This window comes from Alphaproteobacteria bacterium, assembly GCA_017308135.1.
Classification (GTDB): Bacteria; Pseudomonadota; Alphaproteobacteria; order CACIAM-22H2; family CACIAM-22H2; genus Tagaea.
On record JAFKFM010000016.1, the window covers coordinates 35,289 to 59,023 of the forward strand.

Here is a 23,735-nt window from a genome sequence, read left to right on the forward strand (position 1 = left end):
CGCCGCCGCTCAGCCGCCGAACGTCCGGCGCCAACGATCGTTGAGCGCGGGAAGATTCTTCATGTCCTCTTCGGACACCGGAATCGTCGTGACGTCACCGGGCCCCTTCCCGCCATGGGTGTTCTTGACCTCCGGCCGTAGCGCCATCGCCAGATCCATGTCGACGCGGATCTGCTGGGATTCGACGTCCAGCAGATAATCGAGAAAGAGCTTCGCCGCGTTCGGGCTTTTCGAATTCTTGAGGATACCCGAGCCCGCGAGGATCACGACCGAGCCGTCTTCCGGGAACACGGTGCGATAAGGGGCACCTTCGATCTCCTTCTTGCGGAACGGACCGTCGCCGGCATGGCCGACCGAACGCTCACCCGCGTCGAGCATCGTGATCACGTCGTTGATCGAACGGCCGATCTGCGGATTGTTGGCGCGCAGCTTCTCGAAATAGCTCCAGCCATACTTCTTTTCGAGCGCCAGCGCCCACGCCCCGACATAACCGGAATATGCGGGATGTCCGAAGGACAGCTTGCCTTTGAATCTCGGGTCGAGCAGGTCTGTCCACGTCTTCGGCGCGTCGGCGTCCGAGATCTTGTCGGTACGGTAGGCGATGACGATGATCGCCCCGGACGTCGCGTGATACTGATTGTCCGCGTCCATGTTGCGGAACGCCGGCAGCACCTTGTCGGCATTTTCCGGCCGGTAAGACAGCAGGCGCCCTTCCGACTTCAGCCGCACGAAATGCGACGTGTCGGTCGACGAATAGACGTCGGCCACGGCCGTATTGGCCAGAATGTCCTGGTTCAAGCGCTGGTAGATGACTTGCGCCGTGGCGCGCACCACGTTGACCTTGATGCCGGGATATCGCTTGTAGAACGCCTGTTCGATCGCCGTCGCGTTGTCGAGACCGAAATGGCTGATGTACCAAGTCATCTCGCGCTCCGCCTTCGCGGCTTCGTAGAGTTTGCGCGTCGCGTCGGACATGGTCTGCGCGTGCGCCGACGCCGCAGCGCCCAGCAACGCAAGACCGGTGGCGACAACCAGTTTTTTCCAAGCGTTCATGACGTCCTCCCCAGGTTTATTTGTTTCGTTTAACGCGGCGGCGGCAACGCCGCCGCGATAGCATCGCTCCACGCCACATAGCCCGCGTCGTTCAAATGACGCTGATCCTCGGCGTAGAATCGCGGATCGGCGTCGCCTTGCGCGTTCAAGAACGGTGCGAAAATATCGATCAGCCGCACATCCGGCATTTCCGGCAGACGCTTTTCGAGCAGCGCGTTCGTCGCGCGCAAAGCGGCCATACGCGGTCCGTGGAACGGGGCGGGCTTCATCGTCAGCACCGCGACCGGCAATTCCGGCTGCGCGCGGCGCGCCGTGTCGATCAACGCGACGATCGTCGATAGAATCGTTTCAGCGCCCGCGTCGTATTTTTCGATGTCGTTGGCGCCCGCCGCGACGACAAGGAAACGCGGCATCAGCGGGCGAACCAGAAGGTCGTAATGCGCGACGCAGTCGCGCAGCGTGGCGCCGCCGAAACCGACGGCGACGGCATCGGCGCGCCTCAGGCTTTTGCCGATATCGGGCCAGAGCCGCACGGTCGACGACCCGTAAACGACGATCGGGTCCTTCGGTAGGCGCGTTTCCCGCAAACGTTGTGCCAGCGCTTGCGCCTGTTCGCCGATGGAAGGCTTGGCGGTCACGCGGGCTTCGCCTGGCGCAGCAGATCGAGCAGCGGCGCCGTGCTCCCAGCGTCGACCAGCGCGAAGGTCTCGCGCGCGATGCGATCGGCGAGCCCCGCATCGATCCGCGTGACGCAGCCATCGTATTTTTCGCGCACTTCGGCGTCGGTCAGCGGCCAGGACGGGCCGCCGCGATAGCGCGTGTCGGCCTCCGCCTTCAACACTTTGCCGTCCTTCAGCGTGATCTCGACGCGCGAGCGGATCAGATCGAAGCCCATCGCGTTGATCTTCGCATCGGCATGGGTATGCACGCGTTCCTGCATCGCCTGGAATTCCGGCGACGCGATCACATGATCATCGAATTGCGCCAGACCCGCCGCGCGATACAGCACGAGCATCGAGATCAGCGCCGCCATCGAAAATTTCGCCTGCAACTCGTTCTTCGCCACGCGGTAGCGGATCGGGCGCAGAATATTGTCGCCGGCGAAGAAGTCGATGCGTTCGACCGTCGCCGGATCGACGTTCTCGCGCAGAACGAGGTTCCTCACCATATCCATCGATTGATGGGTCAGGATGCCGCTGGGATAGGGCTTGATGCTCACGCCGGGATTGACGATCGTCCATTCGCGCCCGAAGCCCTGGCCGGTCTTATCCGGCGAGAAGCCGCCGCCGAGCACGGCGGGAAAGCCCCAAGGTCCGTCCAGCGCCGTCGGATCGGCGGTGTAGCCGCGCTGCGCCAGCAAGGCCGCCAGCACGCCGTTCTCCGCCGCGCGGCCGACATGCAAGGGCTTCGTCATCGTGCCGAAATTGCAGCGTATGCCGGCCGCGAAACTGGCCGCGATGCCCAAGGCGCGCGCGGTCGCATCGGCGTCGAGGCCCAGCAGGATCGACGCGGTCCCGCAGGCGCTGAACGTGCCGACCGTGCCCGAGGTGTGGTGGCCGCGCAGATAATGATCGGGCCGCATCCATTCGGAGATTTTGCAGCCCAACTCGAAGCCGTAATTGAACGCGGCGACGAATTCGCGCCCCGTCACGCCGCCTTTCATGTCCGATACGGCCAGCGCCGCGCTCATCGGCGGAATCGAGGGATGCGTCAGCAGCCCATAGACATGCGCGGGATCGTGGCTGACTTGCGTATCGTCGAAATCATGGACGTGACCGGCGGTGCCGATCACGCGTGCGGCGACCTGGACGGGCACGCGCATGTCGCCCTGGCCGAGCAGCAGCGCGTCGCCCTTCCCGCCTTGTTCGCGCGCGAAGCCCGTCAGGATATCGATCGCGGGCACGCCGAGCCCCGCCAAGACCAGCCCCATCGAATCGAGCAAGCAGCGGCGCGAGATATCGAGGGCCTCCGGCGGCAGCTTGTCGAAGCTTGCATCGGTCAAGAACGCGACCGCTTGGGCGGTGATGTCGCTTTCCCCGGCGATGCGGGGCGTGGTCGGTGCTGCGAGCGTCATGGCGTTCCCGATGTTTTCTTAGTGCTAACTGTCAACAGACTACGATTGACACTCAGGGCGAGTCAACTGCTACTCTTCCGCGCGGCGGCGGATTCGGCCGCGGGAGAGTTTCGATGACCGACGACCTGCTGGAGTTGCGGCGCGAGAACACGCTGTCGAGCCTGGCCGCCGAACGGCTGGAAAAGCTGATCGTCGCGGGCCAATTGCCGCCGGGCCAGCGCATCAACGAAGTCGTGCTCGCGCGCGAATTCGGCATCAGCCGCGGGCCGGTGCGCGAAGGCTTGCGCCACCTCGCCTCGCGCGGGCTGGTGGAGTTCGTCGCGAACAAGGGCGCCTATGTCCGCGCGATCGACGCGCAAGCGATGCTGGAGATCTACGATCTGCGCTCGGTCCTCACCGGCCATGCGTGCAAACTCGCCGCCGAACGGCGCACGCCCGACGAAGCGAAAGAGTTCGAACGCCGCGTGAAGGAGATGGACGCTTGCGTGAAGGGCCGCGACGTCGCGCGGTATTACAAGCTGAACATCGACTTCCACGATCTACTGGTCGCCGTCGCGGGCGGCGGACGCCTTGCGGCGTTCAGCGACACGCTTTCGAAGGAAGCGGCGCTGTTCCGGCGCGTCTCGCTCGGCAATCCGCAGGAGATGGCGGCATCGAACGCCGAGCACACGGCGATCGTCGCCGCGATCCGCCGCGCCGACGGCGCACGCGCGCGCGAATTGGGCGAAGCGCATGTGCTGGCGGGCAAGCGCCGGTTCGAGAAAAGCCTGCCGCCCGGTTGAGCGGGCAACCGACACGCGACACGCCTGAAAAACAAGGCTGAATACCTTGTTTCGCGCGTCTGGCACTAAAGCCGATTTATCTTGAGAAACAATGCCTTGGGGAGTGGTGCCCGGGGCCGGAATCGAACCAGCGACACTGCGATTTTCAATCGCATGCTCTACCAACTGAGCTACCCGGGCTCACGCCCCAAGGCAGGGGGTGTATAGGGCTTGCCCGGAAACCTGTCAACGCTTCGAAGTATTGGATTTCGCGCGCTTTTTCGGTGCCGGGCCGCGCATCGCGGCATCGACCGCGCCGCGCGCCCAGGGGCGCATCTCGGCCGCGTCGTCGAGCGCTTCGGGCGGAACTTCGTAATAGCCGAGCGAAACCCGCTTCTTCGACTTGGCCAAGTAGGTGAAGGGCTCGAGCCCCGCCGCTTCGAATGCCGGGCGATTCGCGGCGTCGGTCTTGAGATAGAGCCGATCGTCGACGATCAGCCCGAACATCCGCCCGTCGCGGAACAGGCCCCAGCCCGAAAACATCGCCTTGGCCGAAACCCGGCCCACCGCCTCGCCCAGCAATTCGACGCACATGTCGACGAAGCCGGTGGGTTCGCGGCTCATTGCGGTTCGTCCGGCGTCTCGTCCGTCGGGATGCGATAGGCGCCGTCGAGCCAGCGGCGCATATCCTCGTCTTTGCAGCGCGCGGAACAGAAGGGCCGGAAATCGGCATGCGTGGGCCGCTTGCAGATCGGGCAGCCGGATTTCTTCGGCTTCTTCGGCAACGGCACGACCTGGCTCATTCGCCCGCCCGCCCCTGCGACCTCGCGCGCGTCATCTCGACCAAGCCGCCCGCCGTGATGCCGAGCACATCGACGCGGCGGCGATCATGGCGCGTGGCGTGCTTGAACGCGTCGAGCAAGCGCGCCCGCTCGCCCGGCTTCACCACGCGCAAGATATCGACCGCGATCAAACCCGCCAGATCGCGCAAACGGATCTGGCGCGCGATCTCGCGCGCGGCTTCCAGATCGATGGTCAGCGCATCGTCCTTCGCGGCACCCGAATTCACGTCGATCGCGACCAAGGCGGCCGTGCGCTCGATCGACAGCCACGCGCCCGACGGAAGATCGACGCGCTGCGTTTCCAGCTTTTCCAGCAGGCTCGCCGCGTCGTGCCGGTCGAAGGCGAATTTGTCGTGCGTGATGCCCGCGAGTTTCGCAAGTTCGGCGTCGGGCGTGAGGACTCGCGCCTCGGGTGCCCCCAGCGTGCGCACCAAGGCGGTGACCGCATCGTCGGACGACAGCATTTCGGGCGCGCCATCGCGCACGAACGCGGCGGCCTTCGCGCGCAGCGCATCGATCTCCGCCCCCAACGCCGCATCGTCGATTTCGAGGGCCCCGCCGCGCAAGATCAAGCCTTCGCCTTCGCGCAGGAACGTATGCGCGCGGCCCTGCAGCGCCTCGCGCTTGGCGGCGGAGATGCGCTTGGACACCGAAGCACCCTTGCCGCCCGGCAGCAGCACGGCATTCGCGCCTTCCAACGCCAGGCGCGTGGAAATCCGCGCGCGCTTGTCGGCGGCCGGCGGTTCGATCACTTGGACCAGCAGCGTGCGGCCCGGTTGCGGCGGGTTGGGCGTATCGAGCAACGCGACCAGCCCGCCCGGCAGATCGACGAACACGCCGCCATGCACCGCCCGCGCGACGCGCACGCGATGGATCGTGCCCACGGCGACACGCCGGTCGGCGGGTTCGCGCGCGATATCGACCAGCTGGCGTTGCGAAAACCCGACGGCGCGGATCATGTCGCCGTCGCGGTCGATCAGGATTTCGTCGATCTTGCCGCTCATGCGCCCGCCCCTTCGAGCAGCCGCGCCGTCTCGTAAAGATCGAGGCCGACGACGTTGGAATAGGAACCGGACAGGAAACGCACGAATTCGGCCGCCTTGCCTTGGATCGCGTAGCCGCCGGCTTTACCGCGCCATTCGCCGCCGGCGATATAGGCGTCGATCTCGACTTGCGTCAGGCGCTTGAAAGTGAGGATCGTTTCGCTGAGCCGCGCACGCGGTTTCGCGCCCGGCACGATCAGGCAGATCCCGCCCAGCACGCGATGCCGGCGGCCGGAGAGCAGCTTCAAGCAATCGCGCGCTTGGGCTTCGGTTTCGGCTTTCGGAAGAATACGCCGCCCGCAAGCGACGACCGTATCGGCGCCGAGCACCAACGCGGCGGGACGCGACGCCGCGACCGCCTGCGCCTTCAACAGCGCGAGGCGTGCCGCTAGTTCGCGCGGGCTCTCGCCCGGGCGTTCGGTCTCGTCGGCGTCGGCGGGAAGGATTTCGGCCGGGATACGGCCGATCTGCGCCAGCAACTCGCGCCGGCGCGGACTCGCGGAGGCGAGGACGAGCGGCGGCGCCAAACCGGCCCCGCTTACTTGAAGCGGAACGTGATCCGACCCTTGGTCAGATCGTAGGGCGTCATCTCGACGTTGACGCGGTCGCCCGCGAGAACGCGGATGCGGTTCTTGCGCATCTTGCCCGAGGTATGGGCGAGAACTTCGTGATTGTTGTCGAGCTTCACGCGGAACATCGCGTTGGGCAGAAGTTCCTGCACCACGCCCGAGAACTCGATCAGACCTTCTTTCGCCATGGATCTCCGGTAGGTTCTGGACTCCGCCCCAGGGGCGGGATCGGGGCCGCAACATGGCCCCGAAGCGAGACAAGGTCAAGCCTCGCCCGCCTTGCCCAAATCGGCCGCGACCCCTTCGAAACGCTTGAGAATCCGCGTTTTCAGCCCGTCGCGCAGCGCGCGGTAACCTTCCATGCGCGCCTCGCGGCTGCCTTCCTCGATCAAATTCGGGTCGAAAGTGGGCCAATACTCGACCTCGCAGGCCATGATCCGGGTGAGTTCCAGGGCCTTGTGATGCGCCTCGGGGCTCAAGGTCACAATCAGATCGAAGGAGCTGTCGTGCAATTCGTCGATGGTCTTGGCCTTGTGGCGCTGGATGTCGACGCCCAGTTCCGACAGCGCGGCGATGACGAAGGGATCGACGTCCTGGCGCTTCACCCCGGCGGAATCGACATAGACCTTCGTGCCGAGGAGCTTCTTCGCCAGCCCCTCCGCCATCGGCGAGCGGACCGAATTATGCGTGCAACAGAACAGGACGCTGCCGATCTTGTCGGTCATCGCGGCCTAACCCCGGATATGCAGAACGCAGATCAGCGTGAACAGGCGGCGCGCGGTGTTGAAGTCCATGACCATCTTGCCCTCCAACCGGTCGCGCAACAGCTGGGAGCCTTCGTTGTGAACGGCACGCCGCCCCATATCGAGCGCTTCGATCTGCGAGGGCGAAAGCCGCTTGATCGCGTCGTAATAGCTTTCGCAGACGGTGAAGTAGTCCTTGATCGTCGTGCGGAACGGCGTGAGCGGCAGCGGGTGCTTGTCGATCGACACGCCCGCTTCGCTTTTCAAATCGAAGATCAGGCGGTTTTCTTCGATCGACAGCGCGAGCTGGTACGGCCCCGGCGGGCCGCCGACCAGTTCGAAATCGTTCTCGTCGAGCAGATCGAAAATCGCGACCGTGCGCTCGTGCTCGATATCCGCGTTGCGCCGCACGCGCAGATTCTCGGCCAGGTCGATCTTGCAGATGCGGTTTCGCTTCTCGCCCGACCCGTCCATGGCGCTATCTCCGTTTGGGGCTGGTCCTTATCCGCAGCGAACGCGCGTGCGAGGCGAGCCCTTCGGCATCGGCCAATGTGGCGCCCGCTCCCGCAAGCCGCGCGAGGCCCTTCGCGTCCGCGCCGATCAGCGTCGTGCGCTTCATGAAATCGGACGTGCCGAGACCTGAGGAGAAACGCGCCGTGCGGCTGGTCGGCAACACATGGTTCGGCCCCGCGAGATAATCGCCCAAAGCCTCGGGCGTGTGCACGCCCAGGAAGATGGCACCCGCATGGCGGATCTTGCGCGACAACGCTTCCGCAGCTTTGCAGGCAAGCTGCAAATGCTCGGGTGCCAAGCGATCGACCAGATCGACCGCGTCGGCCAACTTCTTCACCACGACGACGGCGCCGTGATCGCGCCACGACGCGCTTGCAATCTCGCGGCGCGGATGGGTCGCCAGCTCGGCATCGACCGCAGCGGAAACGGCTTGCGCGAACTTCGCGTCGTCGGTGATCAGCACCGATTGCGCGGCGGCATCGTGTTCGGCCTGGGCCAGAAGATCGACGGCGATCCAGCGCGGGTTGGCCGTCTTGTCGGCGACGATGCAGACTTCCGACGGGCCCGCGATCAAATCGATGCCCACGGTTCCGAAGACCAACCGTTTGGCGGCGGCGACATAGGCGTTGCCGGGTCCGGTGATCTTGTCGACGGGCGCGATGGTCTTTGTGCCGAAAGCCAACGCGGCGACCGCTTGCGCCCCGCCGACGCGATAGATTTCGTCGACACCCGCGATATCGCAAGCCGCGAGCACCAAGGGCTCGATATGGCCGTCGGGTGTCGGCACGGTCACGACCAAACGTTTCACGCCCGCAACCTTCGCGGGGATCGCGTTCATCAGCACCGAGGACGGATACGCCGCCTTGCCGCCGGGCACGTAGAGACCGGCCGCATCCAACGCGGTCCAACGCCAGCCGAGAGATACGCCGGCCCCATCGGTCCAGCGTGCACCCTCGGGCTTCATGCGCTTGTGGAATGCGGCGATGCGCGCGGCCGCGACTTCCAGCGCCTTCAACGCCGGCTTCGAGCAAGCTTTGCGCGCGCGCGCGATTTCGGCGGCCGTTACGCGCATCGTCTTAGGTGTCAGCGTCAGCCGGTCGAAACGCTTTGTGTATTCGATCAGCGCCGCGTCGCCGCGTTTGCGCACATCCGCGACGATCGTCGCGGCGGCCGCATCGGCATCGTGCGAGGATTCCTCGCGCGCCGCCAACAACGCCGTGAAGTCGCGCGCGAAGCCGGGCTTGCCCGCGTCGAGCTTACGCGGCACGAACGACCTCCGCGATGCGATCGACCAGCGGGGCGATCTGCGCGTGGCGGGTTTTCAGCGCCGCGCGATTGACGATCAGCCGCGACGTGACGTCGGCGATGCGCTCGATCTCGACCAAGCCGTTGGCCTTCAGCGTGGCGCCGGTCGAGACGAGATCGACGATACGGCGCGCGACACCCAAGGCGGGCGCCAACTCGATCGCGCCGTTCAGCTTGATGCATTCGGCGTGCACACCGCGGCGCGCGAAATGCTTGCGCGCGACGTTCGGATATTTCGTCGCGACGCGCACATGCGACCAGCGACGCGGATCGTCGCTGCCCGCGAGTTCCACGGGCTCGGCGACCGCGAGATGGCATTTGCCGATGCGCAAATCGAGCGGCGCGTAGATTTCGGGATAGTCGAATTCGACGATCACGTCGTCGCCCGCCACGCCGATATGCGCGGCCCCGAAGGCGACGAAGGTAGCGACGTCGAAGGCGCGCGCGCGCACGATGTCGAGACCGGGATCGTCGGTCTTGAAACGCAGCAGGCGCGTATTCGGATCGTCGAATTCGGGCTCGGGCGTGATCCCGGCACGGCGCAGCAGCGGCATTACCTCTTTCAGGATGCGGCCGTTGGGCAGGGCCAGGACGAGTTTTTCGTTGGGATTCACGTTCGCAACACTCCGGATGGCGGCGGTTATAACCGCCGGCGGCCGGGCTGTCATGGCACGGAAAAAGGCGGTTAGTTCAAATGGTTAGGCGACGGAATGTCGCGGACGCCATTGCGTGGGCCAGGGTTCGCCCAGATCGCGCATCAGGCAGGCGATCGCCTTGCCTTCCAATCGCAGCTTCGCATCGCCCGCGAAAACGATCGTGATCGCGCCGTCCTGCGCGTCGATCGTCAGCAACTCGAGCACCTTGCCGCGATCCTTTTGATCGAGGCCCTTGCAGCGCACGGCCTCGACGCCCTGAAAGTGGATCGCGCAATTGACGCGCTCGTAATTGGCGCAAGGCAGGAAGGCGACGTCCGGCACGTCGTCGGGCGTGGGCGTTTGGGCGTCGGGCGCGCTTTCCCACGTCTTGTCGCAATTCTCCCAACGGAAACGATTGGCGACCAGAACGAATTCTTTGGCGCCGGCTTCGAACTTCATGTCGGCGAGCGGGATCAGCGCATCCTGAAGACAGGCGGCGACGATGCGGAAATCCTCCGCGTCGGTCGCCTTCAGTTTCAGGCACTCGCCCATCACGCCGCGTCCTTGACCCGTTCGATATCCGCACCGCACGCGGCGAACTTGGCTTCCAAACGCTCGTAGCCGCGATCGAGGTGATAGACGCGATTGACGATCGTCTCGCCCTGCGCGACCAGCCCGGCGATGACCAGCGACACCGACGCGCGCAGATCGGTCGCCATCACGGGGGCGCCGGTGAGCTTGGGCACGCCGCGCACCATGGCCGAGCCGCCGTGAAGATTGATATTGGCGCCCATGCGGCGCAGTTCAGGGACGTGCATGAAGCGGTTCTCGAAGATCGTTTCGGTGATCATCGAAGCGCCTTCGGCCGTCGTCAACAGCGCCATCATCTGCGCTTGAAGATCGGTCGGGAAGCCCGGGAACGGCTCGGTCATCACGTCCACGCCGACCAGCGGCGCGTTGGTGCGGCGCACGCGAAGCCCGCGCGCCGTATCCTCGATCGTAACACCCGCTTGGGTCAGCACCGTCGCGGCCGAGGCGATCAGATCGCTGCGCCCGCCGATCAATTCGACGTCGCCGCCGGTCGCCGCCGCCGCCATCGCATAGGTGCCGAGTTCGATCCGATCGGGCAGGATCGAATGCGTCGTGCCCGACAATTTCGTGCCGCCATGGATCGTCAGCGTGTCGGTATCGACACCTTCGATCTGGGCGCCCATCGCGATCAGGCAGCGGGCGAGATCGCCGATCTCCGGCTCGCGCGCCGCGTTGGACAGGACGGTCGTGCCCTTGGCGAGCGTCGCCGCCATCATCAGATTTTCGGTGGCGCCTACCGAGATGAACGGGAACACGAAACGCGCGCCCTTCAAGCCGCCGGGGGCGAAGGCTTCGACATAGCCTTCGCGCAATTCGATCTTGGCGCCGAGCGCTTCGAGGCCTTTGAGGTGGAGATCGACGGGCCGCGCACCGATGGCGCAGCCGCCGGGCAGCGAGACCTTCGCCTTTCCTTCGCGCGCGACCAGGGGCCCGAGCACCAGGATCGAGGCGCGCATCTTGCGCACCAAATCGTATTCGGCGGTGGTGTTGGAAATCTTGCGCGCGGTCAGCGCCAGCACGCGGCCCTGGTGGCCGCCTTCGGCATGACCGTCCAGCGCGATTTCCACGCCCAGCGTGCCGAGCAGATTGGCGAGGGTCGTGATGTCGGCCAGATGCGGGATATTGGCCAGGCGCAACGTCCCGTCGGTCAACAGACTCGCCGCCATCAAAGGCAGTGCCGCGTTCTTCGCCCCACCGATCGGGATGCTGCCGACGAGGGCCTTGCCCCCGCGAATGCGAATTCTGTCCATGAGCCTCGTCGCCAACCGCGTTTGGAATCTCTTACCCCGCGGTTGTGGCGAAATCCAGGCCGCTTTGGGGAAACTCAGAAACCAGCGCCCGGCTTGGCCAAATAGGCCTTTTCGGCCTCGGTATCCGGCCGACCGAGAATGGCGTTGCGATGCGGGAATCGACCGAATTCGGCGATCACGGCGCGATGTTTATGGGCGTAATCGACGACGTTCGCACGCCACGGCGTTTCGGGCAGCGCTTCCATCAGGGCGCAAGCCTCGTCCTGGGCGGCGCGGTCTTCGGCGTGTTCGAAAGGCAGATAGACGAACATCCGCGCGGCCGGGTCGAGCGCGCGGTCGAAGCCTTTCGCCACCGTCGCGCGCGCGGCCGCCAGCGCCATCGCGTCGGTCGCGAAGGCTTGCGCCGTACCCCGATGGAGATTGCGCGGCGCTTGGTCGAGCAAAAGGATGAGGGCGAGCGAGCCCTCCTCCGTGTCGAGCCAGGATTTGAGTTCGCCCTTCGCCGCGCGCTCGGCGAGCGGCCCCAGTTTCGCGCGGCATTCGGCGTCGAACGCGTCATCCTTCGCGAACCACGCTTGACGGAATTCGCCCGGCGGACCCGCGAACCAGAAATCGAGCACGCCGCGGATCGCCGCTTCGGTTTCGGCCGCTTCGCGCCCGCGCGCCTGGGCTTTACGCTTGCGCAAATTCATGCGCAGCGCTTCGGCCTCGCGCGTCTTGCGCCGCGCTTCTTCGAGCTGCGCATGCAAATTCTTTACGGTCATACGCGCGGCGCCAATCGGTTGGACAGGAACGCGAGCGCCGCGCAACCCGCCATGACGGCGCACATCGGCAAGGCCGTGCCGTTATCGAACAGCCCCACAAGCACGCTGGTCAGCGCGCCGACCGCGAATTGAAGCGCCCCCGCCAAGGCCGAGGCCGCCCCCGCAATATGCGGGAACGGCGACATGGCGCCGGCCATCGAATTGGCGCCGATCGCGCCCATCGTGAACATGTAGAGGAAGATCGTGACGACCAGCCCGGCCAATCCGCCGAAACCGGTGATGCCGACCGCAAGAATGGCGAGGCCCACGAACACCGCGAATGTGTGGCCGAAGCGCAATGTACGGTCGAGCCCGAAGCGCGGCATGAAGCGGCCGTTGAGCGTGCTCGACATCATCATCGCGATCACGTTCAAGCCGAACAGGAAGCCGTAATATTGCGGCGGCACGCCGAAGATCTCGATATAGACGAAGGGCGTGCCGGCGATATAGGCGAACATCGCGCCGAAAAAGAACGCGCCGCCGAAGGCGTAGGACAGGAAGCGGCGGTTGAACGCGAGTTCGGTATAGGCCGCGAGGATCGACCGCCAATGCGCCGAGCGGCGCTTTCCTTCGCCATGCGTTTCGGGGATTTTGAACAGCACCGACAGCACGATCAGCGTCGCGATCAACAGCACGACGAAGATCGCGCGCCAGCCCAGCCATAATTCGACGACGCCGCCGATCATCGGGGCGAGCATGGGGGCCGCCCCCATCACCAGCATCATCATCGACATCATCACGCCCGCGCGCTCGCGGTCGAACACGTCGCGCACCATCGCGCGCACCATGACCGGTGTCACGCAAGCACCCACCGCCTGAACGAATCGCGCGGCGATCAGGAAATCGTTGTTGGGGGCGAGTGCCGCCGCGATCGATCCGGCGGCGAAGATCAGCAATCCCGCCAATGTCGGCCAGCGGCGGCCGAACCTGTCGCCGATCGGGCCCCAGACGAGCTGCCCGATGCCGAACCCGGCGAAGAACACGCCGAGAGTGAGTTGCACCTCGTGCTGGCTGGCCGCGAACTCGCGCCCGATCGCCGGCAAAGCCGGCAAATACATATCGACCGAGAGCGGGGTCAGGCCCATCAACCCGCCCAGAACGGCCACGAAAACCCTGTCGCCCGGCCAGGGATCCGGCCGGGGCCCGCCTTCCAACGCCTTGAACATGGTGTGCGTTGTAGGCCTTGCGATTAGATCGCGTCGAGCGGGATTTTCAGATAGCGCGTGCCGTTCGCTTCGGCCGGCGGCAATTCGCCGGCCCTTATATTGACCTGGATCGAGGGCAGCAGCAGCACGGGGGCGGCCAGCGTCTTGTCGCGGGTTTCCCGCATTTTCACGAAGGAATCCTCGTCGACTCCGTCGCGGACATGGATGTTACCGGCGCGCTGTTCGGCGACGGTCGTGGACACAAGCGGCCCCCGCGTTTCCGGCGGATAGTCATGGCAGACATGCAGGATCGTATCGCCCGGCAACGCCAAAACGCGCCGGATCGAGCGATACAGCGTGCGCGCGTCGCCGCCGGGAAAGTCGCAGCGCGCCGTGCCCAGATCGGGCATGAACATCGTGTCGCCCAGAAAGATTTGCGCCGGCCCGGCGCCCGTTTCCAGCACCAGCATGGTGCAGGACGGCGTGTGACCGGGCGTGCTCCACACCGTGAGCTTCGCGGCCCCGATATCGATCGTATCGCCCTCCGCCAGCAGACGATCGAATTGCCGCCCGTCGACCGGAAAATCCGGGCCGAGATTGAGAATGCCTGCCCAAGTCGCCTGCACCTTGCCGACGCGGGTTCCCGTCGCGATCTTGGCGCCGAAGCGCCGTTTGAACCAAGGTGCGGCCGATAGATGGTCGGCATGGGCATGGGTTTCGATCACCCAGTCGAGGGCGCAATCCCCGATCAGCGCGGCGAGCTTCTCGGCCGTCGCGGTCGAGGTCCGGCTCGCCTTGGGATCGTAATCGAGGACCGGATCGATCACCGCCGCGCGGCGGGCCTTGCGATCGGCGACGACATAGCCGACCGTGCCCGTCACGGGATCGAATACGGACTCGACGGTGATCGCGTTCGGCATGGGCTGGCCCCTTGAACTTTAGCGTTCTCTAATATATATCCTGCGGCGAGGAGACTTACAATGTCCGTTCCGATGAATGAAGTCGACGCCGCGACGCTGAAGACCTGGATGGATCGCGGCGAAGCCGTGCTGGTCGATGTGCGCGAGGAGAACGAATTCGCGCGCGAGAGCATTCCGGGCGCGACGCTTGTCCCGCTGTCGAAATTCGATCCGGCGCAGGTCCCGGCCGCGAACGGCAAGAAGCTGGTCGTGCATTGCCTGTCCGGCAAGCGCTCGGCCAACGCGCAAGCCCAGCTCGCCAAAGCGGGTATCTCGGCGATCAACTTTTCCGGCGGCATCATGGGCTGGAAGGCGGCGGGCCTGCCGATCCGCGAGAATAAATCCGCGCCCTTGCCGATGATGCGCCAAGTGCAGATCGCGGCGGGATCGCTGGTGCTGACCGGCGCGGTGCTGGGCGCCTTCGCGCATCCCGGGTTCTACGCCCTGTCGGCCGCCGTGGGTGCCGGGTTGATCTTCGCAGGAATCACCGGCTGGTGCGGCATGACCAGCGTGCTGGGGCTTCTGCCGTATAACCGCGCTTCCAAGGGCTGACGCGGGCTGTTAGGCTTGCCGCCAAGAAATCACGTTTCTTGCGGAAGTTGTCCCGATGCCCTTTACCTTTAGCGGCGGCGAAATCTTTCTGATCGCGCTGGCGATTTTCTTCCTCGGCTTCGCGGCGACGGCGATCAAAATCGTCCCGCAATCCGAGGAATACATCGTCGAGCAATTCGGCAAATACGTGGGCACGCTGAAAGCGGGCCTGCATTTCGTGCTGCCGATCGTCAATCACGTCGCGCACAAGGTCAGCGTTCTCGAACGCCAGCTTGAGCCGCAGCAGATCAGCGTCATCACCAAGGACAATGTCGAGATTAGCCTGACGACGGCGGTGTTCTTCCGCATCGTCGATGCGTCCAAATCGGTCTATCGCATCTCGAACGTCGATCAGGCGGTCAAGACGACGGTGACCAGCATCGTGCGATCGACCTGCGGCCAGTTGGAGTTCGACGAGATCCAATCGCGCCGCGACCATATCAACGATCAGATCAAAACCTCGCTGAGCGAGGCGTGCGGCGTGTGGGGCATCGAGATCACGCGCACCGAAGTTCTCGACGTGTCGGTCGACAGCGCGACGCGCACCGCCATGCAGCAGCAATTGAACGCCGAACGCGAACGCCGCGCCGCCGTCACGAAAGCCGAAGGCGACCGTCAAGCGCAGCAATTGAAGGCGGACGGAGAACTCTACACCGCGCAGAAACACGCCGAAGGGCGCCGCGTGCTGGCCGACGCCGAAGCCTATGCCACGCGCACGGTCGGCGATTCGATCCGCGACAATGGCCAAGCCGCGATCGATTTCGAAATCCGCAAGAAGCAGATCGAAGGCCTGACCGAGCTTGGCCGCTCGCCCAACACGAAGCTGCTGGTTCTGCCGACCGACGTGACCCAGACGCTGGGCACGGTCGCCGCCGTGGTCGAAGCGTTGAAGGACGGCCCCGCCGGAAAGGCCTCGCCGTGGAAATCCTAGGCTGGGCGACCGGCAATCCCACGATCCTTTGGGCGTTGGTCGGGGTCGGTTTTCTGCTGATCGAACTCGCAATGCCCGGCGGGTTCTTCCTGTCTTTCGCCCTCGCCGGATTTCTGACCGCGCTCGCCGCCTACGCCGGCTGGATCGGCGGCGGCATCGTGCCGCTGCTGGTCTTCGCGATTTTGGGCGCCGCGACGATCCTGCCCTTGCGCCGCCTGCTCGCGCGTTTTCGCCCACAAGTGAAAGACATCAACGATTATTAGCCGGGATCGCGGCCCAGGGCGCGCAACGCTTCGCGCGTGCGCTCGATCTCGTCCTGGATGACGCGGCGATAGGCCTCGTAAAGACCGGGCGGAATATTGTCGAACGTGCCGGTCTGGCTCGCGCGCAATTGCGCCAAGCGGCGTTCGAGGCGGAACACTTGCGCGGCGTTGTCGTCTTCGCGCCCCGCCTCCAGCCGTGTGACGATCGAAGCAAGGCGTTCGCGCAAAACCTTGCGCAGATCATCGTCCAGCGGCCGGTCGAGCAGCACTTCCATCTGTGCCGCGAGTTTTTCGAATTCGAAACGCACATCGACCGGCGGACGCTGCTCCTGCGCGACCGCAGGTATCGCGGTCAAGACGAGCGCGAGGACCAGCGCCCTCATGCGCCTTTGGCGTGATGGTAGACGTGCCACAGGAACAAGGCGCCGGCCGAACGATGCGGCCGCCACGCCTCGCCCAATTTGCGCAAACGCTTCTCGTCGGGCCGCGTGCGCAGCTTCTTCAAAATCCGCATCGCTTCCTGCAAAGCGAGGTCGTTGCCCGGCCAAATATCGGGCCGGCGCATCGCGAAAAGCAGATAGATCTCCGCACTCCAGCGGCCGAGGCCCTTCAATTTAGTGATCGTCGCGATCGCGGCTTCGTCTTCGGCCGCGTGCAGATCGTCGAAATTGAGCGTGCCCGACACGACCGCCTCGGCGAGGCCGCGGATATACGACGCCTTCTGCCGCGACAGGCCCATCGTCCGCAGCCCGTCGTCCGGCGTTTCGATGACGCGGATCGGCTCCATGGCACCGAGCCCCGCTTCGAGCTTGTTCCAAATCCCCGTCGCGGCCGCGACCGAGACCTGCTGCGCCACGATCGCGCGCGCGAAGCCGACGAAGCCGATCGGCCGCGCGCGCGGCTTCGGGTAGCCGATGCGCGGCAGCCATTCGGCGACATGCGGATCGAGGACGGCGAGCTGGTCGATGCCCCGGCGCAGATCGCGCCGCGCCTTTGCTTCCGAGACGGTTTGTAGCTGCGGGGGCATAGCGGCCGGGCGTCAGGCGTGCGTGTGGCTCAACGTATCGGTCAGCGTCGTCAAACGCGCCAGCAGATAATCCGCCGTTTCCGGATCGGCGTCGTCGACCTTGGTCAACACGCGCTCGATCATCTTGCGGCGGAAGCGTTCGCGGTCGGCGGGGCCGCCGTCATATTGCGTTTCCAGCGCCACTTCGAGGGCCGCCTTCACCGCCGGATACAACGCCGGCGGCATATAGGCGCGCTCGTAGATGTATTTGAGGCCGCCGGCCGGATCGTAGATCAGCTGGCGCGCGCGCTCGATCGGGAAATCCGCGCGCAAGGCAAGGCCGCGCTCGAACAGGAACAGATCGCCCATGCAGAGCGCGCGAATGACGATGCCGGGATCGAGACGGCCCGTGGAATGGAGTTGGGCGGCCAACGCGGCGACGTCCTGCTCGCCCGATTCCAGCGACGTGCCGACGGTCGCGATTTCGCGCGCACTGGCGGCGAGGCTGGCGGCGAGATCGGGCGAGACGTCGTCGCGCGCGATCAGCTTTTCCTTGATGGATTCGGACGCGAGCGCGTAGAGCTTTTCGAGAGCCTTCACCGGCAGCTTGCGCCGCAAGACAAGCTTTTCCTGCACCAGCTTCGCTTTGCCGTGCTTGTCGACCAAACGCTCCGCCGTCGCGTCGGACAACGCCGCTCCGTCGTTGCCCGCGAGCGTCGCCGCGACGCGCGACGTGCCTTCGTCGACCAGCGTGCGCGCGACCGCGTCGGACACGGTCTTGCGACCGGCGATCGCGACCTGCTTTTCCTCCGATTGCGATTTCACGATCTCGACGAGTTCGGCATCGGAGAAGGCGAGCGATTCGCGCAGCAGCGGCAGCGCGACATCGTCGATATCCTTGGCGAGGGCGAGGCCCAAACCTTGCGGCAATTGCGGCGCGCTGCGCAGATGCTGGGCGAGCGCCTGGCGCACCGTCGCCATCGCGTCCTGCGCCATCAGCATCAGCACGCTTTCGGCTTCCGCGCGTTCGGTCGCCGACAAGCCGGTGTCGGAATAGACGGCGGCGACTTTCGCCGCCATCTCGGCACGCGCCGCGGCGGAATGGTCGTCCGCCAGTCGCGCAATGTCGGCTGGGGTGAGCTTGGCCATGCCGCTATTCTCCGCTCGCCGTAGGGTGAGGGGCAAGACGCGAATGAGTCGCGCCGGCAAATCCCGTCACATGAGCATTCTGCATCGTTACCCCGATCTTTCGCAACCGTTTGACGGCCCTAAGCCCCCGCCCGTACAACGATCCCGGTCATACGGGAGAATCGCGCGATGGATGGGGGCGAACGGGTCGAACTGTCGAGGCCCGTGGGCGACACGGTCAAGGCGACCACCTGCTATATGTGCGCCTGCCGTTGCGGGATCAAAGTTCATCTCAAAAACGGCCAAATCCGTTACATCGAGGGCAACAAGGACCACCCGGTGAATCGCGGCGTGTTGTGCGCCAAGGGTTCGGCCGGGATCATGAACCATTACAGCCCCGCACGGCTGAGGAAGCCCTTAAAGCGCGTCGGCGAACGCGGCGCGGGCGATTTCGTCGAGATCGAGTGGGATGAAGCGCTGGGGATGCTGACCGATCGCTTGGCCCATATCCGCGCCACCGATCCCAAGAAGCTCGCCTTCTTCACCGGCCGCGACCAAAGCCAGTCTTTGACCGGCTGGTGGGCCAATCAGTTCGGCACCCCCAATTTTGCGGCGCATGGCGGCTTCTGTTCGGTCAACATGGCCGCCGCCGGGCTTTACACGATCGGCGGTTCGTTCTGGGAGTTCGGCGAGCCCGATTGGGACCATGCCGAGTACTTCCTTATGTTCGGCGTGGCCGAAGATCACGATTCCAATCCGATCAAGGCAGGCATCGCCAAGCTGAAGGCGCGCGGCGCCAAATTCGTGTCGGTCAATCCGGTCAAGACCGGCTATCAGGCCGTGGCCGACGAATGGATCGGCATCGCCCCCGGCACCGACGGCTTGCTCGTCATGGCCCTCATCCATGAACTTCTCAAAGCCGACAAGATCGATCTCGAATTTTTGGTGAAATACACCAACGCGCCGTGGCTGGTGCGTGAGCACGACGGCTTGTTCGCGCGCGACGCGGCGGGCAACCCGCGGTGCTGGGATTCGCGCACGAAGGCGCCCGCGAGCGCGCTTTCGGTCGACGTGCAGCCCGCCTTGGTCGGCGAATTCACGTTGGCCGACGGCACGAAGGCCACGCCGGCGTTCGAGCTGATGGCGCGGCGATACTTGTCGCCTGATTACGCGCCCGAAGCGGTTGCGGCGCAATGCGGCGTGTCCGCCGACACGATCAAGCGCATCGCTGCGGAACTGGCGCATGCGGCATTCGAAAAGCAGATCACGCTCGATCAGCCTTGGACCGATTGGGCCGGGCGCCGGCACGAGAAGACCGTCGGCCGCCCGGTGTCGATGCATGCGATGCGCGGCATCTCCGCCCATTCCAACGGCTTCCAGACCTGCCGTGCGATCCATGTGTTGCAGATCCTGCTCGGCGCCATCGATGGGCCGGGGGCGTGGCGCTATAAATCGCCCTTCCCGCGCCCCTGCCCGCCGGGGCCCAAGCCCACCGGCAAGCCCGAGCAAGTCGCCCCCAACAAGCCGATGGGTGGCATGCCGCTCGGCTTCACGCTGGGACCGGAAGATCTGCTGCTCGACCGCGACGGCAAGCCGATGCGCATCGACAAGGCGTATTCCTGGGAATCGCCGATCGCAGCACACGGCCTGATGCATATGGTGATCGCCAATGCCTGGGCGGGCGATCCCTACGAGATCGACACGCTGTTCATGTACATGGCGAACATGGCGTGGAACTCGTCGATGAATTCGTCGGGCACGATGCGCATGTTGACCGACAAGAAGGAAGACGGTTCCTATCGCATCCCCTTCATCGTCTATGCGGATGCGTATGCCAGCGAGACGGTCGCCTATGCCGATCTCGTCCTGCCCGACACGACGTATCTCGAACGCTGGGATTGCATCTCGCTGCTCGACCGACCGATCGGCTCGCCGGAAGGGCCGGGCGACGCGATCCGCCAGCCGGTGGTGAAACCCGATCGCGACGTGCGCCCCTTCCAAGATGTGCTGATCGATCTGGGCGCGCGCCTCAAGCTGCCAGGCTTCACCGAAGCCGACGGCACGCCGAAATTCCCCGGCGGCTATGCCGATTACATCGTCAATCATCAGCGCAAACCCGGCGTGGGGCCGCTCGCGGGATTCCGGGGTGCGGATGGTTCCAAGTCGGGTGTGGGCGAGCCCAATCCCGATCAGTTGCAGCGCTATATCGACAATGGCGCGTTCTGGCGCCATCACTTGGAACCCGATCAGCTTTATTACAAGCATGCGAACAAGGGCTATCTCGATGCGGCCGTGAAGCTCGGCCTGATCGACAAGCCCGATCAGATCGTCATGCAGATCTATTCCGAGCCGTTGCAGCGTTTCCGCAATGCGGCGCGTGGGCTTGGCCCCGTGCCCTGCCCGCCCGAGCATCGCGCGCGCATCGAAGCCTATTGCGACCCGCTACCCTTCTGGTATGCGCCCTTCGAAGGCGAGCGCGTGGCGAAAGATCAATTCCCGCTGCATGCGATCACGCAGCGCCCGATGCCGATGTACCATTCCTGGGGCTCGCAGAACGCCTGGCTGCGCCAGATCATCAGCGAGAACCGGCTCTACGTGCATCGCGAAACGGCGAAGGCGCACGGGCTTGAGGATGGCGACTGGGCGTGGATCGTGTCGCATCACGGCCGCGTGAAGGGCCAGATCAAGACGATGGAGGGTGTGAACCCGCTCACCGTCTGGACCTGGAACGCGATCGGCAAACGCAAGGGGGCCTGGAACCTTTCCGAAGATTCGCGCGAAGCCAATAAGGGCTTCCTGCTGAACCACGCGATCTCGGAACTTCTGCCCGCCAAAGACGGCGAAGGCCGCGTGTCGAATTCCGATCCGATCACCGGCCAAGCCGCCTGGTTTGATCTGCGCGTGCGCCTGGAAAAAGCCGATCCAGTCGAAGCGGGCGTCACGTCGCCCTTGCACCCCACGCTGGGAACACCGCCCAATATGCCCGCCCGCCCCGACATTTTGCGCTACGGCAAGGAATTCCGCCGATGACCGCCTATACGCAAACCTCGAAGCGCTTGGGGCTCGTCATCGACCTTGATACTTGCGTGGGCTGTCACGCCTGCGCGGTGAATTGCAAGGAATGGAACACCGGCGGCCATTCGGCCCCGCTGCCCGATCGCGAGCCTTACGGCGCCGATCCCGCGGGCGTGTGGTTCAACCGCATCCATACCTTCGAGGCGGGTGAAGGCGAGACGAGCCGCACCGTCCATTTCCCGAAATCCTGCCTGCATTGCGCCGAGCCGCTCTGCGTCACCGTCTGCCCGACGGGTGCGAGCTATAAGCGTACCGAAGACGGCATCGTGCTGGTCAACGCCGATACCTGCATCGGCTGCAAGCTGTGCTCCTGGGCGTGCCCCTATGGCGCGCGCGAGTTCGACGACGATGACGGCGTGATGAAGAAATGCACGCTGTGCGTCGACAAGATCTATAACGAAACGCTGCCCGAGGCCGAACGCGTGCCCGCTTGCGTATCGACCTGCCCCGCCTCGGCGCGGCATTTCGGCGATCTGGGCGATCCTGACTCGGCCGTGTCGCAACTCGTCGCCGAACGCGGCGGCTACGAATTGATGCCCGAAATGGGCTACGCGCCGACCAATCGCTATCTGCCGCCGCGCGCGGCCAAGACCGCGAAGACCTGCGCCTCCCTCGAAACCAAAGTCGATCCGAACGCGCTGCACCCCGTGCTGCGCTGGGTCGACAAATTCCTGTCGCGCTGAACATGCACCCCGCTCTTTCCGTCATCGTTTTCACGACCGCGTCGGGTGCGGGCTACGGCCTGCTCGCGTTGATCGGCCTGTTCAACGCGCTGGGCCTGATCCCGGCCGCGTCGTGGTTCGGCTTCTGGTCGCTGGGCTTGGCGTTGATCCTGATCGCGGGCGGTTTGCTGACCTCGACCGCGCATCTGGGCCATCCCGAACGCGCATGGCGCGCGGTCACGCAAGTTCGTACCTCGTGGCTCAGCCGCGAAGGGGTGGCGGCGCTGCTGACCTTCCTGCCCTTCGGCGCGTTCGGCATCGCCTGGGTGTTCTTCGCCAAGACCGAAGGCGTGTGGGCGCTGCCGGGTCTGATCGCGACGTTCGGATCGGCGATCACCGTGTTCACCACCGCAATGATCTACCGTTCGCTGAAGCCGATCCATCAATGGCACAACAAACACACCGTGCCGGTTTACTTGGCGCTGGCATTGGCGACGGGGGCGGTGCTGCTCAACGCGCTCGTGCTGCTCTGGGGCCATCCGCAGAAGATCGTCGGTGTCGTCGCGATCCTGGCGCTGCTGCTCGGCTATTGGGCCAAGCGCCGCTACTGGCATTTCATCGACACGACGAAATCCGCCTCGACGCCCGAAAGCGCCACGGGGCTCGGCGCGCGCGGCAAGGTGCGTTTGTTCGAAGCGCCGCATCAGGCCGACAATTATCTGATGCGCGAGATGGGCTTCCAGGTCGCGCGCAAGCATGCCGCGAAGCTGCGCAATATCGCGGTGCAGACGCTGTTCGTCGGCCCGCTGATTCTAACGGTGCTGGCTTTGGTGCTGCCCGGCCCCGCCGCCGCACTCGCCGCATTGTTGGCGGCGGCGAGTGCGACATTGGGGGTGGGCGTGGAGCGCTGGCTGTTCTTCGCCCAAGCGAAGCACAGCGTGACGCTCTATTACGGCGCGACCGAATTTTAGCGGCGCTTTTTCTTCTTCTGCTCGGCGGCGAAGGCCGCGCTCATTTCCGCTTCCGGCGGATACAGGCCGAAGATCGACTGACCCTTCATCACGCGCTTTTCGACGAAGTTCTCGAACTCCGTCATGCGCGTGGCTTCCTCGGCGATCTCGTCGGCCAGATGCGCGGGGATCACCGCGACCGCTTCGCCGTCGCCCACGATCACGTCGCGCGGATAGACGGCCACATCGCCGCAACCGATCGGATTGTCGATGTCGAGCGCGTGATGGCGCGTGAGGTTCGTCGGCGAGGACGGGCGGTTGGCGTAAGCCGGGAAGCCCAATTCGACGATCGCCGGCGTATCGCGGAAACCGCCATCGGTGACGACGCCGACCACACCGCGCTTCATCAGGCGCGTGACCAGGATATTGCCGGCCGACGCGGCCTGCGGATCCTTGCGCGAGTCGATTACGAACACGCAGCCCGGCGGGCATTGTTCGACCGCGACGCGCTGCGGATGCGTGCGGCCCGCGAAGCCGGAGATCACGTCCAGATCCTCGCGCGCGGGGATGTAGCGCAGCGTGAACGCCTCGCCCACCATGTTGGGGCGGCGCTTGCCGACCGGGGCGACGGGAAACACGCCCTGCATGACGACGTTGCGGAAGCCCTTCTTCATCAGGGCGGTCGACAGGGTGGCGACGCTGACTTTCGACAGCGCGGCGCGCGTTTTCGCGGAAAGCGGTTTGTTGGCCATGTTCCTCACGCTGCCGCCGCAACAGCGCGGCGGCGTTTTTGATGTTGTGCGCCAGTCAGTAGCACAGGCTCGCGCAAACGACTAGCGCGGG

The 23,735-nt window shown here is 65.0% G+C and carries 28 protein-coding genes and 1 tRNA gene; 7 read left to right on the forward strand and 22 right to left on the reverse strand.

Features of this window, described 5'->3' with window-relative positions:
• Window positions 1-9: 9 nt before the first annotated feature.
• Genes J0H39_25075 through J0H39_25085 form a run of 3 tightly spaced genes read right to left on the reverse strand, consistent with a single transcriptional unit; the run spans window position 10 to window position 3,127 of the window.
• Entirely contained in the window at window positions 10-1,053 is a 1,044-nt protein-coding gene (locus tag J0H39_25075) for an extracellular solute-binding protein (GenBank protein MBN9500037.1), read from the reverse strand.
• A gap of 29 nt (window positions 1,054-1,082) precedes the next feature.
• Complete coding sequence (locus J0H39_25080; protein MBN9500038.1) at window positions 1,083-1,691, reverse strand: hypothetical protein; 609 nt, start codon at window positions 1,689-1,691, stop codon at window positions 1,083-1,085.
• Window positions 1,688-3,127, reverse strand: coding sequence for an MmgE/PrpD family protein (locus tag J0H39_25085; GenBank protein ID MBN9500039.1), 1,440 nt, complete (start codon window positions 3,125-3,127; stop codon window positions 1,688-1,690). The genes J0H39_25080 and J0H39_25085 overlap by 4 nt, the downstream gene beginning before the upstream one ends.
• Before the next feature lie 113 nt (window positions 3,128-3,240).
• Between J0H39_25085 and J0H39_25090 the strand changes: the two genes are divergently transcribed.
• A complete protein-coding gene (locus J0H39_25090; GenBank protein ID MBN9500040.1) occupies window positions 3,241-3,909 on the forward strand; it encodes an FCD domain-containing protein in 669 nt (222 codons plus the stop codon).
• 104 nt (window positions 3,910-4,013) lie between these two features.
• Here the strand turns inward: J0H39_25090 and J0H39_25095 are convergent.
• From J0H39_25095 to J0H39_25165, 15 genes are all read right to left on the reverse strand, one after another.
• Window positions 4,014-4,089 (reverse strand) — tRNA-Phe (locus tag J0H39_25095).
• 45 nt (window positions 4,090-4,134) lie between these two features.
• A complete protein-coding gene (locus J0H39_25100) occupies window positions 4,135-4,512 on the reverse strand; it encodes a TfoX/Sxy family protein (GenBank protein ID MBN9500041.1) in 378 nt (125 codons plus the stop codon).
• Window positions 4,509-4,691, reverse strand: coding sequence for a DNA gyrase inhibitor YacG (yacG, locus tag J0H39_25105; GenBank protein ID MBN9500042.1), 183 nt, complete (start codon window positions 4,689-4,691; stop codon window positions 4,509-4,511). The genes J0H39_25100 and yacG overlap by 4 nt, the downstream gene beginning before the upstream one ends.
• Window positions 4,688-5,734 (reverse strand): ribonuclease E/G, encoded by a 1,047-nt coding sequence (locus tag J0H39_25110; protein MBN9500043.1) that lies wholly within the window; start codon window positions 5,732-5,734, stop codon window positions 4,688-4,690. Before J0H39_25110 ends, yacG begins: the two co-directional genes overlap by 4 nt.
• Window positions 5,731-6,300 carry a septum formation protein Maf gene (gene maf / locus J0H39_25115; GenBank protein ID MBN9500044.1) on the reverse strand — a complete coding sequence of 190 codons (570 nt, stop codon included), beginning with the start codon at window positions 6,298-6,300 and terminating at the stop codon, window positions 5,731-5,733. Before maf ends, J0H39_25110 begins: the two co-directional genes overlap by 4 nt.
• 11 nt (window positions 6,301-6,311) lie before the next feature.
• A complete protein-coding gene (gene infA, locus J0H39_25120) occupies window positions 6,312-6,530 on the reverse strand; it encodes a translation initiation factor IF-1 (protein ID MBN9500045.1) in 219 nt (72 codons plus the stop codon).
• 75 nt (window positions 6,531-6,605) lie between these two features.
• Window positions 6,606-7,067 (reverse strand): low molecular weight phosphatase family protein, encoded by a 462-nt coding sequence (locus J0H39_25125; protein MBN9500046.1) that lies wholly within the window; start codon window positions 7,065-7,067, stop codon window positions 6,606-6,608.
• A 6-nt stretch (window positions 7,068-7,073) separates the two neighbouring features.
• On the reverse strand, window positions 7,074-7,559 hold the full coding sequence (locus J0H39_25130; GenBank protein ID MBN9500047.1) for a UPF0262 family protein: 486 nt from the start codon (window positions 7,557-7,559) through the stop codon (window positions 7,074-7,076).
• 4 nt (window positions 7,560-7,563) lie between these two features.
• Window positions 7,564-8,865, reverse strand: a complete 1,302-nt coding sequence (gene hisD / locus J0H39_25135) for a histidinol dehydrogenase (protein ID MBN9500048.1) — start codon at window positions 8,863-8,865, stop codon at window positions 7,564-7,566.
• Window positions 8,855-9,571 (reverse strand): ATP phosphoribosyltransferase, encoded by a 717-nt coding sequence (locus J0H39_25140; GenBank protein ID MBN9500049.1) that lies wholly within the window; start codon window positions 9,569-9,571, stop codon window positions 8,855-8,857. The genes hisD and J0H39_25140 overlap by 11 nt, the downstream gene beginning before the upstream one ends.
• A gap of 30 nt (window positions 9,572-9,601) precedes the next feature.
• Window positions 9,602-10,090 carry a DUF2948 family protein gene (locus J0H39_25145; GenBank protein MBN9500050.1) on the reverse strand — a complete coding sequence of 163 codons (489 nt, stop codon included), beginning with the start codon at window positions 10,088-10,090 and terminating at the stop codon, window positions 9,602-9,604.
• Window positions 10,090-11,379, reverse strand: a complete 1,290-nt coding sequence (gene murA / locus J0H39_25150) for a UDP-N-acetylglucosamine 1-carboxyvinyltransferase (GenBank protein ID MBN9500051.1) — start codon at window positions 11,377-11,379, stop codon at window positions 10,090-10,092. Before murA ends, J0H39_25145 begins: the two co-directional genes overlap by 1 nt.
• A gap of 74 nt (window positions 11,380-11,453) precedes the next feature.
• Entirely contained in the window at window positions 11,454-12,071 is a 618-nt protein-coding gene (locus J0H39_25155; GenBank protein ID MBN9500052.1) for a DUF924 domain-containing protein, read from the reverse strand.
• 68 nt (window positions 12,072-12,139) lie between these two features.
• On the reverse strand, window positions 12,140-13,348 hold the full coding sequence (locus J0H39_25160; protein MBN9500053.1) for a Bcr/CflA family multidrug efflux MFS transporter: 1,209 nt from the start codon (window positions 13,346-13,348) through the stop codon (window positions 12,140-12,142).
• A gap of 23 nt (window positions 13,349-13,371) precedes the next feature.
• Window positions 13,372-14,247: an MBL fold metallo-hydrolase gene (locus J0H39_25165; GenBank protein ID MBN9500054.1), complete on the reverse strand. Its 876-nt coding sequence runs from the start codon at window positions 14,245-14,247 to the stop codon at window positions 13,372-13,374.
• A gap of 60 nt (window positions 14,248-14,307) precedes the next feature.
• Between J0H39_25165 and J0H39_25170 the strand changes: the two genes are divergently transcribed.
• The 3 genes from J0H39_25170 to J0H39_25180 are packed head-to-tail and all read left to right on the forward strand — an operon-like array spanning window position 14,308 to window position 16,071.
• Entirely contained in the window at window positions 14,308-14,838 is a 531-nt protein-coding gene (locus J0H39_25170) for a rhodanese-like domain-containing protein (protein ID MBN9500055.1), read from the forward strand.
• Window positions 14,839-14,893: 55 nt separating this feature from the next.
• The gene (locus tag J0H39_25175; GenBank protein ID MBN9500056.1) at window positions 14,894-15,808 is read left to right on the forward strand and encodes an SPFH/Band 7/PHB domain protein; all 915 of its coding nucleotides are present in this window, start codon (window positions 14,894-14,896) and stop codon (window positions 15,806-15,808) included.
• A complete protein-coding gene (locus J0H39_25180) occupies window positions 15,796-16,071 on the forward strand; it encodes a hypothetical protein (GenBank protein MBN9500057.1) in 276 nt (91 codons plus the stop codon). The genes J0H39_25175 and J0H39_25180 overlap by 13 nt, the downstream gene beginning before the upstream one ends.
• On the opposite strand, the gene J0H39_25185 is transcribed toward J0H39_25180, so the two are convergent.
• From J0H39_25185 to J0H39_25195, 3 genes are read right to left on the reverse strand one after another with little or no spacing between them, the layout of a single operon-like run.
• Window positions 16,068-16,454: a hypothetical protein gene (locus J0H39_25185; protein ID MBN9500058.1), complete on the reverse strand. Its 387-nt coding sequence runs from the start codon at window positions 16,452-16,454 to the stop codon at window positions 16,068-16,070. The two genes, J0H39_25180 and J0H39_25185, sit on opposite strands and share 4 nt — an antisense overlap.
• Window positions 16,451-17,098, reverse strand: a complete 648-nt coding sequence (locus J0H39_25190; protein ID MBN9500059.1) for a DNA-3-methyladenine glycosylase 2 family protein — start codon at window positions 17,096-17,098, stop codon at window positions 16,451-16,453. The genes J0H39_25185 and J0H39_25190 overlap by 4 nt, the downstream gene beginning before the upstream one ends.
• A gap of 12 nt (window positions 17,099-17,110) precedes the next feature.
• Window positions 17,111-18,226: a DUF2336 domain-containing protein gene (locus J0H39_25195; protein ID MBN9500060.1), complete on the reverse strand. Its 1,116-nt coding sequence runs from the start codon at window positions 18,224-18,226 to the stop codon at window positions 17,111-17,113.
• A 168-nt stretch (window positions 18,227-18,394) separates the two neighbouring features.
• On the opposite strand from J0H39_25195, the gene J0H39_25200 reads away from it, so the two are divergent.
• From J0H39_25200 to J0H39_25210, 3 genes are read left to right on the forward strand one after another with little or no spacing between them, the layout of a single operon-like run.
• Complete coding sequence (locus tag J0H39_25200) at window positions 18,395-21,235, forward strand: molybdopterin oxidoreductase family protein (protein MBN9500061.1); 2,841 nt, start codon at window positions 18,395-18,397, stop codon at window positions 21,233-21,235.
• Window positions 21,232-21,963: a 4Fe-4S dicluster domain-containing protein gene (locus tag J0H39_25205; protein ID MBN9500062.1), complete on the forward strand. Its 732-nt coding sequence runs from the start codon at window positions 21,232-21,234 to the stop codon at window positions 21,961-21,963. The genes J0H39_25200 and J0H39_25205 overlap by 4 nt, the downstream gene beginning before the upstream one ends.
• A 2-nt stretch (window positions 21,964-21,965) precedes the next feature.
• Window positions 21,966-22,913, forward strand: a complete 948-nt coding sequence (locus J0H39_25210) for a dimethyl sulfoxide reductase anchor subunit (protein MBN9500063.1) — start codon at window positions 21,966-21,968, stop codon at window positions 22,911-22,913.
• On the opposite strand, the gene J0H39_25215 is transcribed toward J0H39_25210, so the two are convergent.
• Window positions 22,910-23,644, reverse strand: a complete 735-nt coding sequence (locus tag J0H39_25215) for a ribonuclease activity regulator RraA (protein MBN9500064.1) — start codon at window positions 23,642-23,644, stop codon at window positions 22,910-22,912. The two genes, J0H39_25210 and J0H39_25215, sit on opposite strands and share 4 nt — an antisense overlap.
• Between the last annotated feature and the right edge of the window lie 91 nt (window positions 23,645-23,735).

Excerpts from the sequence above, each read along its gene's own strand:
- J0H39_25075 (MBN9500037.1), bottom strand. The coding sequence starts at position 1,053 with ATGAACGCTTGGAAAAAACTGGTTGTCGCCACCGGTCTTGCGTTGCTG.
- J0H39_25085 (MBN9500039.1), bottom strand. The coding sequence starts at position 3,127 with ATGACGCTCGCAGCACCGACCACGCCCCGCATCGCCGGGGAAAGCGAC.
- J0H39_25090 (MBN9500040.1), top strand. The coding sequence starts at position 3,241 with ATGACCGACGACCTGCTGGAGTTGCGGCGCGAGAACACGCTGTCGAGC.
- J0H39_25100 (MBN9500041.1), bottom strand. The coding sequence starts at position 4,512 with ATGAGCCGCGAACCCACCGGCTTCGTCGACATGTGCGTCGAATTGCTG.
- yacG (MBN9500042.1), bottom strand. The coding sequence starts at position 4,691 with ATGAGCCAGGTCGTGCCGTTGCCGAAGAAGCCGAAGAAATCCGGCTGC.
- J0H39_25110 (MBN9500043.1), bottom strand. The coding sequence starts at position 5,734 with ATGAGCGGCAAGATCGACGAAATCCTGATCGACCGCGACGGCGACATG.
- infA (MBN9500045.1), bottom strand. The coding sequence starts at position 6,530 with ATGGCGAAAGAAGGTCTGATCGAGTTCTCGGGCGTGGTGCAGGAACTT.
- J0H39_25125 (MBN9500046.1), bottom strand. The coding sequence starts at position 7,067 with ATGACCGACAAGATCGGCAGCGTCCTGTTCTGTTGCACGCATAATTCG.
- J0H39_25130 (MBN9500047.1), bottom strand. The coding sequence starts at position 7,559 with ATGGACGGGTCGGGCGAGAAGCGAAACCGCATCTGCAAGATCGACCTG.
- J0H39_25140 (MBN9500049.1), bottom strand. The coding sequence starts at position 9,571 with ATGACAGCCCGGCCGCCGGCGGTTATAACCGCCGCCATCCGGAGTGTT.
- J0H39_25145 (MBN9500050.1), bottom strand. The coding sequence starts at position 10,090 with ATGGGCGAGTGCCTGAAACTGAAGGCGACCGACGCGGAGGATTTCCGC.
- murA (MBN9500051.1), bottom strand. The coding sequence starts at position 11,379 with ATGGACAGAATTCGCATTCGCGGGGGCAAGGCCCTCGTCGGCAGCATC.
- J0H39_25155 (MBN9500052.1), bottom strand. The coding sequence starts at position 12,071 with ATGAATTTGCGCAAGCGTAAAGCCCAGGCGCGCGGGCGCGAAGCGGCC.
- J0H39_25160 (MBN9500053.1), bottom strand. The coding sequence starts at position 13,348 with ATGTTCAAGGCGTTGGAAGGCGGGCCCCGGCCGGATCCCTGGCCGGGC.
- J0H39_25165 (MBN9500054.1), bottom strand. The coding sequence starts at position 14,247 with ATGCCGAACGCGATCACCGTCGAGTCCGTATTCGATCCCGTGACGGGC.
- J0H39_25170 (MBN9500055.1), top strand. The coding sequence starts at position 14,308 with ATGTCCGTTCCGATGAATGAAGTCGACGCCGCGACGCTGAAGACCTGG.
- J0H39_25175 (MBN9500056.1), top strand. The coding sequence starts at position 14,894 with ATGCCCTTTACCTTTAGCGGCGGCGAAATCTTTCTGATCGCGCTGGCG.
- J0H39_25185 (MBN9500058.1), bottom strand. The coding sequence starts at position 16,454 with ATGAGGGCGCTGGTCCTCGCGCTCGTCTTGACCGCGATACCTGCGGTC.
- J0H39_25190 (MBN9500059.1), bottom strand. The coding sequence starts at position 17,098 with ATGCCCCCGCAGCTACAAACCGTCTCGGAAGCAAAGGCGCGGCGCGAT.
- J0H39_25195 (MBN9500060.1), bottom strand. The coding sequence starts at position 18,226 with ATGGCCAAGCTCACCCCAGCCGACATTGCGCGACTGGCGGACGACCAT.
- J0H39_25200 (MBN9500061.1), top strand. The coding sequence starts at position 18,395 with ATGGATGGGGGCGAACGGGTCGAACTGTCGAGGCCCGTGGGCGACACG.
- J0H39_25205 (MBN9500062.1), top strand. The coding sequence starts at position 21,232 with ATGACCGCCTATACGCAAACCTCGAAGCGCTTGGGGCTCGTCATCGAC.
- J0H39_25210 (MBN9500063.1), top strand. The coding sequence starts at position 21,966 with ATGCACCCCGCTCTTTCCGTCATCGTTTTCACGACCGCGTCGGGTGCG.
- J0H39_25215 (MBN9500064.1), bottom strand. The coding sequence starts at position 23,644 with ATGGCCAACAAACCGCTTTCCGCGAAAACGCGCGCCGCGCTGTCGAAA.